Annotated in this window: 11 protein-coding genes and 1 pseudogene; 7 read left to right on the forward strand and 5 right to left on the reverse strand. The window is 44.9% G+C overall.

Going from position 1 to position 13732, the window contains the following annotated elements:
• The first annotated feature begins 128 nt into the window (after positions 1-128).
• The 3 genes from MiSe_RS17580 to MiSe_RS17590 all read left to right on the forward strand — a co-directional run bounded on the left by MiSe_RS17580 (position 129) and on the right by MiSe_RS17590 (position 3335).
• Positions 129-1769 (forward strand): B12-binding domain-containing radical SAM protein, encoded by a 1641-nt coding sequence (locus tag MiSe_RS17580; protein ID WP_226582694.1) that lies wholly within the window; start codon positions 129-131, stop codon positions 1767-1769.
• A 210-nt stretch (positions 1770-1979) separates the two neighbouring features.
• The gene (locus MiSe_RS17585; RefSeq protein ID WP_226582697.1) at positions 1980-2966 is read left to right on the forward strand and encodes a lysylphosphatidylglycerol synthase transmembrane domain-containing protein; all 987 of its coding nucleotides are present in this window, start codon (positions 1980-1982) and stop codon (positions 2964-2966) included.
• Positions 2967-3335 carry a cyclic nucleotide-binding domain-containing protein gene (locus MiSe_RS17590; RefSeq protein ID WP_226582700.1) on the forward strand — a complete coding sequence of 123 codons (369 nt, stop codon included), beginning with the start codon at positions 2967-2969 and terminating at the stop codon, positions 3333-3335.
• 328 nt (positions 3336-3663) lie between these two features.
• On the opposite strand, the gene MiSe_RS17595 is transcribed toward MiSe_RS17590, so the two are convergent.
• Together MiSe_RS17595 and hpnH are read right to left on the reverse strand one after the other, a co-directional pair.
• A complete protein-coding gene (locus tag MiSe_RS17595) occupies positions 3664-4479 on the reverse strand; it encodes a PHP domain-containing protein (RefSeq protein WP_226582702.1) in 816 nt (271 codons plus the stop codon).
• 648 nt (positions 4480-5127) lie between these two features.
• On the reverse strand, positions 5128-6150 hold the full coding sequence (gene hpnH / locus MiSe_RS17600) for an adenosyl-hopene transferase HpnH (protein WP_226582705.1): 1023 nt from the start codon (positions 6148-6150) through the stop codon (positions 5128-5130).
• A 321-nt stretch (positions 6151-6471) separates the two neighbouring features.
• On the opposite strand from hpnH, the pseudogene MiSe_RS53845 reads away from it, so the two are divergent.
• Positions 6472-7503: pseudogene (locus tag MiSe_RS53845) on the forward strand (DUF6745 domain-containing protein).
• 439 nt (positions 7504-7942) lie between these two features.
• Here MiSe_RS53845 and MiSe_RS17620 read toward each other — a convergent pair.
• Positions 7943-8380, reverse strand: coding sequence for a hypothetical protein (locus tag MiSe_RS17620; RefSeq protein WP_226582717.1), 438 nt, complete (start codon positions 8378-8380; stop codon positions 7943-7945).
• A gap of 260 nt (positions 8381-8640) precedes the next feature.
• Entirely contained in the window at positions 8641-9636 is a 996-nt protein-coding gene (gene hpnA, locus MiSe_RS17625) for a hopanoid-associated sugar epimerase (RefSeq protein WP_226582720.1), read from the reverse strand.
• A 103-nt stretch (positions 9637-9739) separates the two neighbouring features.
• On the opposite strand from hpnA, the gene MiSe_RS17630 reads away from it, so the two are divergent.
• The 3 genes from MiSe_RS17630 to MiSe_RS17640 all read left to right on the forward strand — a co-directional run bounded on the left by MiSe_RS17630 (position 9740) and on the right by MiSe_RS17640 (position 12148).
• On the forward strand, positions 9740-11089 hold the full coding sequence (locus MiSe_RS17630) for an FAD-dependent hydroxylase (RefSeq protein WP_226582723.1): 1350 nt from the start codon (positions 9740-9742) through the stop codon (positions 11087-11089).
• Positions 11090-11524: 435 nt separating this feature from the next.
• Entirely contained in the window at positions 11525-11950 is a 426-nt protein-coding gene (locus tag MiSe_RS17635) for a hypothetical protein (protein WP_226582726.1), read from the forward strand.
• Between the two features lie 15 nt (positions 11951-11965).
• The gene (locus MiSe_RS17640; RefSeq protein WP_226582729.1) at positions 11966-12148 is read left to right on the forward strand and encodes a hypothetical protein; all 183 of its coding nucleotides are present in this window, start codon (positions 11966-11968) and stop codon (positions 12146-12148) included.
• A 526-nt stretch (positions 12149-12674) separates the two neighbouring features.
• On the opposite strand, the gene MiSe_RS17645 is transcribed toward MiSe_RS17640, so the two are convergent.
• On the reverse strand, positions 12675-13565 hold the full coding sequence (locus MiSe_RS17645) for an alpha/beta fold hydrolase (protein WP_226582732.1): 891 nt from the start codon (positions 13563-13565) through the stop codon (positions 12675-12677).
• Between the last annotated feature and the right edge of the window lie 167 nt (positions 13566-13732).

The following is a 13732-nucleotide window of genomic DNA, read 5'->3' on the forward strand; positions in this document are numbered from 1 at the left end:
GAATGGTGCGTTACGTTTCACTAACGCACCTACAGCTACTCTCTATCCTCAAAAAGCTTGCAATTAGGATTTGGACAAATTAAAGTGGGTCAGTGTCATCAACACAAAAGCGTGTGAGGGGAACTTGGATGACTACTAAGCTGAAAGACTTTGAAAAGCCAGTCCCGGAGATGGTTGGGGAAAGAATTCGCTATATTCCCCAGAATCATCGCCGCATTCTCTGCGTTTTTCCCAAATACAGCCGTTCGTTTGGTACGCTGCACCACGCCTACCCGCTGACGGGGAAGGTAAAGGCGTTTATGCCACCCCAAGGTATATTAATCGTGGCTGCGTATTTGCCCCAAGAGTGGGAAGTGCGGTTTGTCGATGAAAATATTAAACCAGCGAAGAAGGCAGATTATAAATGGGCGGATGTGGTGATTGTCAGCGGGATGCACATCCAGCGCCCTCATATTAATCGGATTAACGAACTGGCGCACCAACAAGGCAAAATAACAATTGTGGGTGGCCCTTCGGTGTCGGGTTGCCCGGAATATTACCCGGATTTTGATATTTTACACATTGGCGAGTTGGGAGATGCGAGCGATCGCATGATCGAATACCTCGACTCACACAAGGAACGTCCTCCCCAACAAATTCGCTTTGAAACCAAGGAACGCTTACCTTTAAACCAGTTTCCCACTCCGGCGTATCACCTGGTCAACCTGAATCAGTATATGCTGGCGAATATTCAATTTTCCAGCGGCTGTCCTTATCGCTGCGAATTTTGCGATATTCCGGAACTTTACGGCAGAAATCCGCGCATCAAGACTCCAGAACAAATTATCGCCGAATTGGATCAGATGCTGGCCTGCGGGAATCCAGGGGCGGTGTATTTTGTGGATGATAATTTTGTAGGCGATCGCCGCGCCGTAATGGATTTACTGCCCCACCTGATAGACTGGCAAAAGCGCAATGGCTATCCCGTGCAATTCGCTTGCGAAGCGACGCTAAATCTAGCAATGAGTCCGAAATTGCTGGAAATGATGCGCGAAGCTTATTTTTGTACGGTTTTTTGCGGCATCGAAACCCCGGAAAAGGATGCACTCCAGTCGATTTCCAAAACCCACAACCTCAGTATGCCAATATTAGAGGCAATCAAAACTTTGAACAGCTATGGCATGGAGGTTGTATCGGGAATTATTATGGGATTGGATACGGATACCCCCGATACGGCAGACCGAATTTTAGAGTTTATTCGTCTCTCTAATATTCCCATGCTGACGATTAACTTGCTCCACGCTTTACCCAGAACTCCCCTGTGGCGCAGATTGGAACAAGAAGGGCGTTTGGTTGACGATGAAAGCCGCGAATCCAATGTAGAATTTTTACTCCCCTACGAACAGGTAGTAGAAATGTGGCGTCGCTGCATTACCACCGCCTACGAACCAGAATTTTTATATCAGCGGTACGCCTACAACGTGCAAAATACTTACCCGAACCGGATTAAGGTTCCTAATAGTCCGGATCGCACTTCTAAGGAGAAAATTCTCAAAGGTTTGACTATAATGGGCAATATTCTGCTGCGAGTCGGCTTATTTGGCAATTACCGCCAAACTTTCTGGAAATTTGCTAAACCTGCTTTTAGGGCCGGTAAAATTGAAAGTCTGATTCACGTTGGCATGGTCGGTCACCACCTAATTCAGTTTGCTAAGGAGTGCGCTAGCGGCAAAGAGTCCGCCTCTTTCTACTCGCAGAAATTGCGTCAGCAACCCCGTGAAATTACGTAAATTTACAAAAAGATAGACGAGCAAAAACCAATGGGAGGTGAAATTCGTAGAAAAATTTGTTAAACTTACCAGAGACCGCCAGGGAAATAATTATAAAGTCAGCGCCCAAATAAATTTATGCTGATAGCAAAAGCGAAATTTATTTCTGAGCTAGTTCTGGGTGCAAGTCTAACGCTCCTGAGCAATTGTCGAGAAAAACCAACCAACTGTATGAAACAAAAATTATCTCGCCTCAAGCCATTCCTGCACTGGGCAATTTTAGGAGGAATGCTGATATTTTTGGTGAAAGCATTCCAAAATCATTGGCAGGAAGTAGCGGCAATTAGAATTGAACCAGTAGGATGGTTTTATCTAGCAAGCGCCATAGTAGTAACCTTACTGGCGTTTAGTTGTGCGGGATGGGTGTGGAGTTTGACCCTGGGAGAATTTAACCAACCTTTGAACAGCACTTGGGTGATTAAAGTTTACTTGAAAACCCACATCGCTAAATATTTACCAGGACATCTTTGGCACTACTACGGCAGAATTTGGAACGCTAAAAATGCAGGGGTTTCGCCGGAAATTGCTACCTTAAGCGTGGTTATAGAACCATTTTTAATGATAGCAGCAGCGTTATTGACTACTTTAGTCAGCAGTCATTTATCTGGAAGTATATCGCCAACTGCTCAGAGTTGGACTTTGCAAGTACCCTGTTTAGTCGGAATTTTGACTATTGTCCATCCGCGGGTTTTGAATCCCTTGCTCGGATTTACTGGAAAGTTCAAGAAAAACCCTAGCTGTCCTAATATTAATGCGGCGGCATGTATCGAACGCTATCCGTTAAAATTATTATTAGGGGCATTGTGCTTTATCAGTCTGCGATGCGGGGGTTTTTTGCTAACATTTATCGCAATAAATCCGGTAAGTTTAAATCAACTGCCGATGCTGGTTAGTAGTTTTAGTTTAGCTTGGCTGTTGTCGGTGGTAGTTCCGGGGGCGCCGGGAGGGGTGGGGGTGTTGGAGGGGACAGCGGTCGCACTCCTAAATCAATCGTTCCCAACGGGTGTATTATTGAGTATCGTCGCCCTATTCCGATTCATTTCCATTTTGGCAGAAGTAACGGGTGCAGGGTTAGCTTGGCTAGACGAACGTTACCGCAAATCGGAAGATAAAATAGAAACCACTCAACCAGCAGCAGAATACGTTCCCATCGAATAAATGACAAACCCAGCGCTGACAGTCAGCATATTACAAAAACAGCCCGAACCTAAAATATTTTCAGCAGGTCAAACTATCTTTAAAGAAGGCGATCCGGCTGATTTAATGTACGGTATCCTGTCTGGAGAAGTCGATTTATTGGTCAACGGCAAGATTGTAGAGACAATAGAGACAGGTGCAGTTTTTGGCACCGGGGCGCTAGTTGAGGTAAAAGATAGAACTTATAGCGCGATCGCAAAAACTGACTGTGAACTAGCTTATCTCAATCGGCAGCGTTTTCTTTTCGCCGTACAAGAAATGCCCATGTTTGCGCTTGAGGTAATGAAAAGCTATTCTGAGCGAATTAGTCGATTAGCGCAGATGGTTTAATTCACAGAAACCCGGTTTGTTAAATTCAGATATTGCATCACCCCGTTAACCCGCCAGGGAATTAATTCCCTGGCTAATAGCAAAAGTCCTCTGAAGAGGACTAGGTATTCCAGTCGATTAAAATGGACTTAGGTTATATCGTTTCCTTAGGCATCGGAATTACTACCTGTAGGGGCAATTAGCAATTAGCAATTAGCAATTAGCAATTACCAAAAAAGGCCGATCATTCCGATGCCACCGGATTTGATATTACTCGCTGTGGAAATTTATTTCCGGGCGGGTGGGTCAAAAGGTGCAAGATCTCGGTTAAAGAAACCCGATTTGCGATCTAACATCCAGCAGCTGCTTTAATAGGCTCAAGCAAGTTTAAAGGCAAGTGCATCATATTTAATTTAGTCTGTTCCCATCCTTTAACATCAGGGCCATGATAATCGCTGCCGCCAGTCATTAACAAGTCGTATTCTTGACACAACTTTTCTAAATTGCGGACTTCCGAAGCACTGTGGGTGGGATGGTAAACTTCTACTCCCATTAAACCCGCATCTACCATTTCTTTTAGCACTTCCTCGACTTTACCGCCGCGAAATAGATAGGGATGCGCCCATACTGGAACTGCACCGCTATTGCGTAATAATTCTATACCTTCAACAATAGAAAATTTCTCGTAATGCACGTAAGCTGGTTTATCATCTCCCAACCAGCGATCAAATGCTTCTTGAGATGATTGGACGTATCCCGCTTTGACTAAAGCAGCGGCAATATGGGGGCGTCCCGGTGCCATTCCTTCGCCTAAAGTGGGCATTTCGATTGGGTATCCCAACTTGGCTAGGTTTTCTACCATTTGTCTGGCGCGACGGAAACGTCCTTCTAAGCGCAAATGCAATCCTTGATTCAATTTATCTCGTTTTGGGTAAAAACCTAGAATGTGCAGAGAACGGTCATTGTGAACCGTACTTAATTCCAGTCCCGGCACAATTTCTATTTGGTGTTCGAGGGCGGCGCAAAACGCTTCGTCCCACCCAGAAAGCGTATCGTGGTCGGTAATAGCAAGCGCGCGTACTCCTGCGTTAGCAGCAGCAGCAACGAGTTGTGTGGGCGTTAAAGAGCCGTCAGAATAGGTTGTGTGACAGTGAAGTTCTAGCATCGGGGATAGCGCAATAAGGCATGGGTTAATAGAGTTCTTGCAAAAGTCCGCCACTTTGCCAGGGAATTTATTCCCTGGCTAATAGCTCAAGTCGGTTAAAACTGACTATTTTATTTTATTTTTGCTTTTTAGTCCATTTTAATGGACTTGAGCTATTAGCCCGGAAATTTATTTCCGGGTGGTTGGGGATTGACCAGGCTATTCGGTTTTAACCGACTATTTTATTTTTGCTTTTTAGTCCATTTTAATGGACTTGAGCTATTAGCCCGGAAATTTATTTCCGGGTGGTTGGGGATTGACCAGGCTATTCGGTTTTAACCGACTATTTTATTTGTGGTTTTTAGTCCATTTTAATGGACTTGAGCTATTAGCCCGGAAATTTATTTCCGGGTGGTTGGGGATTGACCACGCTATTCGGTTTTAACCGACTATTTTATTTGTGGTTTTTAGTCCATTTTAATGGACTTGAGCTATTAGCCCGGAAATTTATTTCCGGGCGGTTGGGGATTAACCACGCTAGTCGGTTAAAACCAACTATTTTATACGTGCTTTTTTAGTTTATTTTAATGGACTTGAGCTATTAGCCCGGAAATTTATTTCCGGGCGGTTGGGGATTTGGCGCTTTAACCCAAATGCGTAGATACCGTACTATTTAGCCATGCCAAACACACTGCTAGCAGCACGCATCATATTTTTCGGTTCTAATGCATCGATTGCTGCGGTTGGCTCGAAGCCGCAATGCATCATACAATCAGCACATTTGGGATTACCGCTCTTGCGACCGTATTTGCTCCAATCGGTATTATCCAGCAGTTCTTGAAATGTGGAATAATGACCTTCGTTTAGTAGGTAGCAAGGCTTTTGCCATCCCAAAACGCTGTAACTCGGACTTCCCCAAGGCGTGCATTCGTATTCTTTCTCGCCTGTGAGAAAATCGAGAAATAGCGGGTTGTGGTTAAAGCTCCAGTTATTCTTACCTGCCTTGTAGGGAGCTAAGATTTCTCTGAATATAGCTTTGGTTTGTTCCCGCTTGAGGAAATGCTCTTGATCTGGCGCCCATTCGTAACTATAGCCTGGGGAAACCATCATGCCATCGACTCCCAAGGTGCTTACGAAGTCAAAGAATTCCTGCATTTCCTTGGGATCGCTGTTTTCAAACACGGTAGTATTAGTGGTAACGCGAAATCCTTTCGCTTTAGCGACGCGAATCGCTTTTACAGCAATATCGAAAATGCCTTCACGATCTACGCATTTGTCGTGATGTTCCCGCAAACCGTCTAAATGGACGCTGAAACTAAAGTAAGGGGAAGGCTCAAATTTATCTAAGCTTTTTTCCAACAAAATGCCGTTGGTGCAGAGGTAAACAAACTTCCGGCGCTCGACCAATCCCTTGACAATTTCACCAATTTGTGGGTGGAGCAGCGGTTCGCCGCCGGGAATGGCGACAACGGGTGCGCCGCATTCTTCTGCGGCGGTAAAGCACTCTTCGGGGGTGAGATTGCGTTTGAGGATTTCGTTGGGATGTTGAATTTTACCGCAACCGGGACAAGCGAGGTTACAGCGGAATAAAGGTTCCAACATCAAGACGAGGGGGAATTTTTTCCGTCCCTTCAAACGTTGGGTGACTAGATACTTACCGACTTCGAGGGCTTGTTGTAAGTGTATTGCCATAGTACTCCTCTCACCTTGTTTGCGTGCATCAGCAGCGTTCGCTTCTAATCAGAGTCGCTGTTTTAGCTACAGTCTCTCCGTTTAGTGTTCCTCAAAACTCCAAAAAGCTGATGACGCCATGTGCAACTTTTTTAATTGGGGGATGGGTGGCGATCGCCTAAATCTCTGGTAAAGTTACCGCATCATTACCTTTTTTGCTTTGTACCAAGATAGTTTTACTGCCCTACCCCTACCCCCATCGCCAGACGCACCTCGTGCATCAGTCGGGTAATGGTAGCGATCGCTACGATAGGTCTAACAAACCCGGTAACAGATGGCGATATGTCGCAGATTAAGATAGAAAAACTGACGCAAAAGCAAGAAGCTTTAATTCCGGTATATCCAGAGAAGTGGCGCAGGATAGCACTTTCTACTGAAGCGATCGATCCTCAAAAATCATCTAATGCTATAAAAGCAGCTTACGAACTGATTGGTTATCAAGAGCCTGAGATTATTATTTGCGATAGTCCTTATGCTGCTAGCTACGCTACTGTGAATCAAAATGGTAGAGAACTGGGGAGCGAACTGGGCAGTCTACTGGTGAACCAACTGTACAGCCAAGTGGTGAACCAACTGGAAAACCAACTGTGGAGCCAACTGTGGAACCAACTGTGGAACCAACTGCACAGCCAACTCGACAGCCAACTGGAGAGCCAACTGTACAGTCAACTCGACTGCCAACAGGTGAGCATATTGTATTGTTGCATTTCCCCTGAATATTTGGCTTGTTATAGCAGTCTTTTTGATTTTTGTATTTCTGTCTTAAATTGCACTTGCGAGCCAAAAATATGGCAAATCTTTCAGTCGCTAGCGTTTGATTGCGGCTGGATTTTTACCTTGGAAAAAACTTGCTATGTATGCGATCGCCCGCGCATCCTCTCTTTTGATAATCAACAACGCCTGCACGCAGAAGGACAACCCGCGATTCAGTATGCCGACGGCTTCAGCGTTTACGCCTATCACGGCGTAACATTGCCTGAAAAATACGGGCAACTGCACCCGAACCAGTGGCAAGTACAATGGATTTTAGAAGAAAAAAACGCAGAATTGCGGCGAGTGCTAATTCAGGGAATTGGTTACGCCCGCATCTGTCAAGAATTGCCAGCAACCTAGTTAGATACCTGGCGAGAATACACTTTGTTGAAAATTGATCGCCAAGTTGATGTGGAGCCAATTTATTTATTAAAAATGACCTGCCCCAGCACAGGATTTATTCATGCTTTGCGCGTACCCCCCTCGATGAAATCCGCAAGAGAGGCGATTCGCTGGGTGAATTGGGGCATCGATCCAGAAGAATTTGCGGTGGAAACTTGAAACCTAGAAACCCGGTTTCTCTAATAATACCTGCGCCAATTTTCTGAAACGCCCCACGCTGAAGCATGGGGCTACACAAACAAAGCCCACCTACGTGGGCTAAAATCATTGCTTGCAGGCTGCTCTGGCAGCCAAAGTTTGTCACGCCCCACACAAACTTTGGCTGCCTACGTGGGCTAAAATCATTGCTTGCAGGCTGCTCTGGCAGCCAAAGTTTGTCACGCCCCACACAAACAAAGCCCACCTACGTGGGCTAAAATCATTACTTGCAGGCTGCTCTGGCAGCCAAAGTTTGTCACGCCCCACACAAACTTTGGCTGCCTACGTGGGCTAAAATCATTGCTTGCAGGCTGCTCTGGCAGCCAAAGTTTGTCACGCCCCACCCTTCAGGGTGAGGGTATTTTGGTGAAGGTATTGTCTAAGAAACCGGGTTTCTGAATTAGGAAGCTAAATTCACAGATACTTTTGGAGGTACGCCGAGTCTGATATCAACGACAATCCCTTTTAAATTGGTTATATTTAGTCGTTTTTGCATGTCTTTTGTCATTAGTAAAGCCTTGAATATCAGCACCAATAACTTATTGTTTTGATGCTGATCTATCAGTGCTTGAACTGCCTCGTTGTTAATTCCTTCTACGGAACCTACTAGCGATGTTTTAATTTGGGGCAATATTCCCATTTCTACCTCAAAACTTCCTACCTTGAGGCCGAGACTTTCGGCAATTGGTAGAACCTTTTGGTATTCGTCTAAAACCGCCTCAAATTGTTCTTGGGCGGCTGCAGAAAGTTCTGTAGCCTCTTCCTTTAATTGACCTGCAACTTCCTCTGCTTTATCTTTGACACTTTGTAGCGGGTTGATTCCTTTTTTCAGGTTCATAATTGACTTTTAATTCACTGCTGAAATCAATATATCATATATTTTGTGACTCTAGTATATAAACTTGGTAGGAAAAGTAGGTAGTTATTTTTGTTTGGGTTGAGATGTTGTGCTGCAAATAGTAGGAAAGGTAGTTTTGTATCCCGCATTCGCCCGCAGGCTAAAGCCTGGGGCTATACAAACAAAGCAAGGCGTAGCAGGCTAATTTTAACCGACATCTTGAGTCCGCGCAGGCGGACTTTGTTTTTGTAGCCGCGACTTTAGTCGTTAGGCGTTTTCAATTCAAAATACTTCCTAAACCAGTCTACAGCATCTTTCAAACCTATCTCGATTGGTGTCTGAGGTAAACCCAATTCTCTCACAGCTTTTGCGGCATCGTAATACATAGTTTGCGTCGCCATGCGGACGCCATCTAAAGGTATCGAAGGCTGTTTTCCCAAAGGTGCGAGAATTCGTTCGTCCACCCAGGCGACCCCCAGGGGCAACCAAGCGGGGACGCTGCTTTGCGGTGCTTTTAAACCTGTAATTTGGGAAAGTAGATCGAGGAGGGTTTTGAGGGTGAGGTTTTGGTTACCGAGGATGTAGCGATCGCCCGCCTTACCCCTTTCCAAAGCTAACAAATGTCCCCGCGCCACATCCCGCACATCAATAAAATTTAACCCCGTATCCAGATAAAACGGCATTTGTCGCCGCAAAAACCTTAAAATAATATCTCCTGTAGGAGTAGGCTTGATATCCATTGGCCCAATCGGACTGCTGGGGTTGACAATAACCACATCTTGTATTTTTCCAGCTTGAATCGCTTCCTGTTCCGCCCAATATTTAGATTTTTTGTAATCCCCAATCAATGCATCCGGCGGACTTTGATAAGTTTCATCGGCAATTCCTCCCCGTTTAACCCCAATTGCTGCTACTGAACTGGTATAAACCGTTCGCTCAATTCCCGCTTTTTGAGCTGCGGCTAAAATATTTCGAGTTCCTAGCACATTATGGCGATAAAGTAAATCTTTATCAGCTTGCCAAAGCGAATAATGCGCCGCAACGTGAAACAGTACTTGACAACCTTTCATTTGCTGCCACAATTGAGGGTCGTTAAGGTCGCCTTTGACAATTTCAATATCGAGATGCCGCAGGTTATCCAAACGACTGCTAGGACGCGCCAGCGCCCGTACAGTATATCCTTCCTGCACGAGCAATTGGATTAAGTTAGCGCCGATAAAACCCGTACCGCCTGTAACAAAAACTGTTTTAGTCATTTGATCTGAAATCTTAAATCTGAAATAGCTCTACTTGCAAACACCCGATTTATATTGCCAAAATACTAACCAGATAATTATTCCTAGATAAGTTTAGTTAAACATGGCGTCCCAACAACTCGCTCAAACCGTCTCGATGTCGCAAGCGATCGCGCCCCAGGCATTTGATTACGACTTAGCCATTGTCGGCGGCGGCATTATCGGATTAACCCTCGCTTGTGCCTTAAAGGATTCTGGCCTCAGTATACTGCTGATCGAGGCGCAAGCCGAGTCGGTTGCTGTAGCAAAAGGTCGCGCTTACGTAATTTCCCTACTTTCTGGGCGCATTTTTGCGGGCATTGGTGTTTGGGACGAGATTTTGCCCCAAATCTCCACATTCGGTCAAATCAGCTTATCTGACGCCGATTATGACAAAGTAGTGTATTTTGAACCCCAGGAACTAGGCACGAATGGTCTGGGTTATGCGGCGGAACACCGAGTACTGTTGAGTGCGTTGCAAAATCAATTAAAAAATAGCAAGAATGTCTCTTTCCTCTGTCCCGCAGAAGTAATACGTGCCGAATATCAAGCGGATGGGGTGGAAATCGAATTGCAGGTGAGCAGGGGGGCAGGTGAGCTCTGGAGCTCTGGAGCTCCAGATCCGGGGGGAAATTTGGATTGTGACCCTCGTTCCCAGACTCTGCCTGGGAACGCAATTACCCATTGCCGCATTCGGACTCGCTTGCTGGTGGGGGCGGATGGGGCGCGCTCGCGCATTCGTCAAGGGGCAGGTATCCAGACAAAAGGTTGGCATTACTGGCAATCTTGCGTGGTAGCAACGATTAAACCAGAAAAATCCCACAATAATGTCGCCTACGAGCGTTTTTGGCCTTCTGGTCCAATGGGAGTTTTACCTTTACCCGGAAATCGCTGTCAAGTTGTTTGGACTGCACCCCACGGGGAAGCAAAAGCTTTACTGGAACTCGACGAAAATCAATTTCTGCAAAAATTGGCATACCATACGGGGGGACTGCTGGGGAAATTGGAATTGATCGGCTCGCGATATTTATTCCCGGTACAGTTGATGCAGAGCGTACGCTACGCCCAACACCGCCTCGCACTCATCGGCGATGCCGCGCACTGTTGCCATCCCGTCGCCGGACAAGGGATGAACTTGGGTATCCGCGACGCCGCAGCATTAGCTCAAATTTTGACCGCAGCGCACCAGCAAGGTGAAGATATTGGCGATATCCAGGTACTCTTGCGCTACGAACGCTGGCGCCAACCCGAAAATCTCACCATTTTAGGGATGACGGATTTCCTCGATCGGATGTTTTCCAATAATTGGTTACCAATGGTAGTCATTCGCCGATTCGGTTTGTGGATACTGCGCCACATTGCTCCTGTTAAAATTTATGTATTGCAACTGATGACGGGTTTGAGGGGTCGTCCTCCCAAATTAGCTTCCGACTAACTTCATCATTGCTAATTATTTTCTGTCATCGATTTACGTGAAATTACTCAGGGGGTAGTAGGTAGTACGCGAATAATTCCCACTACCTGCTACCCGATTACACATTTTTTATTCTAAAAAACAGTTTATCCATTAAGAACCCCACTGCCCAAAACCCTTGCAAGATGAAGGGGCGATGATTTTTAAGCCAGCAGCAATTTTCACTTTGTTGACGCTTTTTTTCCTCTCCTTATCGCTCTATTTTCAGTAATTTTACGCATGAAGCCGCTATAAGTATAGATTAACATAGAAATTATACCGAGGCGAAATCTCGGACTACGTAGGTAAGTTTGGTCATTTAAATTCATCAAAGTTTTACAGGTTTTTCCCTAGATCTCCATAATTTCTGCACATTTTCGTTTTAATCTTAGAAGTATCGAGCGAGAGGATAGTATTATGTCCGACAGAAACTATACTGAGTCATTGGAATTGGATCTGGGGTTAATTATCCGCGCTTTACAATGTAAAAGTAAATCCCTGATTGAGTTTTGTCAAAATACGCTAAACTGTATCAAAGGTGGTGAGTATGCAAAAACAATTTTTTCCGCAGCACTGCTGGAAGTCTATGAAACCGAACCGGATACTTTCGACTGGGTTGTAGAAAATTTGTACGATCTAGATACTTACACTGAATGGCTAGATGAATTTGTTTTCTCTATTGTGCAAAAACTGATTCAAAAGAAATTTGTTCTAGGTGAAGATTTCAGCTTGACTTGTACGAGAAAAATAATCGTCAGCAAGAAGCTGAAAACTTCGTTAGCAAGAAATTCTTCAAAACTCGATAGGTTTTTGCTGAAAAAAATCTTGATAGTCGTTGACTAATCTCCGATTTTGTGTATGTCAATCCGCGAAGCTGTCCAACAAGCCTTGACCAAAGGTTATTTAACCAAAGAAACAGAAAAGCGGTTGCATCTACTTCTACAAACCAACGACGAAATGGAAGATTTTAATGCCTTTATCAAATTGCAGCTGGCGCTGGTTACGGGTCACGTGAGGCCAGTGTCTGGCGGAAAATTCTGAAGCTCAACCCAAATAATTTTGCATTTTGCCATCATCTTCTGGCAAAATTTTTCATCTTGGTTGAGCGGTAAGCAAAGGAGATTGGCGACTGCTTGATAAAGCATCAGCGCCATCAACTCCCACTTTGCCAAATCTAAACTAGGATTCCGTCGCAGGAATAAGGCTGCTAATTTCCGAACAATTTCAGGGTCATCTACCAAGTTTCTATCAACTGCATATACAACGCGCGATAGAAAAACTGGTTAAAGGCATCAATTACCCGGTCAAGGTCACATTAATTTTGATTTGTCAGGTTATTTATATCAACCGTTAGATATTAACTCAAGTTGCTAGTTATCTCATAAATAGAAGCTAATGGCTAATGGCTAATGGCGAGATTGGTAAAAATCCTATATTAGCAATTAGCAATTAGCAATTAGCAACGCCAAAGTTTATAACTAGCAACTTGCGTTATTAAGTTTTCTAGGGTGCGTTCGCGTTCAGCGTGTACGTAGCACGTATCGCTGCCGCAGAAACCCAGCAGGTTTTACGTAAGGATAAATGGTGCGATCGCATCGACAAACTCGGTTGTTGCTTCATAAGGCAGAACATTTCGACCCGGAATTTTCACTCCGCGACCGTTTGGTAAGTGCTTGACGTATTCCAGCAAACGGTCGTCCGGGGTTTCTTGCTTGCCTTCTTTACTGATACTAGAAGATTTCGTTCCCAAAACGACTAAAGTGGGTTGGGTAAGGTTGGCGATCGCATCCCCATAATCCTGCTGCCAAAATCTAGCTAGAAACGAAAACACCGCATACCGACTCGCCAGATTTTTTGCCCCTTCTTGTAACATTTCCAACCATTCGGTATCGACTTTCTCACCCGTCTCAAACAATTGTTTTGTAGAGAAAGATCGTAAAAATTCCTCCCGTCGCGCATAGCGATAAAACGCACTACCTATGGGAGAATCTAATAAATTCCAAGCAAATCTTTGCTGCCAATTCGCTGCTTTTTTTGCGATTAACTTCCAAGCTGGAGGTCCCGCTAATATTAATCCCCGAATTAAATTCGCTTCGCGTTGCAATTTGACCAATTCCAGTCCCACAGGTAACAGCGCACCTTGGACGATTAAAATCACAGGTTTTTGCACCACGGTCTGCAAAAAATGATGCAATTGTTCTGCCCAATCCGCAGGCGTACAAGCTACGTGGGGCATATCGCTTTCACCGCAACCCAGTAAATCTGGATTATAAATCGGATTTCCATGTCCCGTCTCATACCAAACGCGACAAAACCGTTGCCAGAAATGCCGAGACAACCCTACACCAATGGGATGAATTAATAACAGAGGTACACCCTCATCCCCCGTTGAATTGGTTGGGTGATGAACTGAGTAGGCACAGCGATAGTTTTTCCAAGTGTAAAACAACGATTCCATATTGATTGATGTCGGGGCGATGGGTACAGGTAATGTAGTAGCACGGCAATACAGATAGATCGGTTTAAGATTTAAGATTGAGCGTGCTGTGCTACTACCTCGTATTGATTGATTCCAGATTCATTGATGTCGGGGCACGGCAATACATATACCTCGGTTTAAAGTTG

It is taken from the genome of Microseira wollei NIES-4236 (genome assembly GCF_020521235.1).
Taxonomy (GTDB): Bacteria; Cyanobacteriota; Cyanobacteriia; order Cyanobacteriales; family Aerosakkonemataceae; genus Microseira; species Microseira wollei.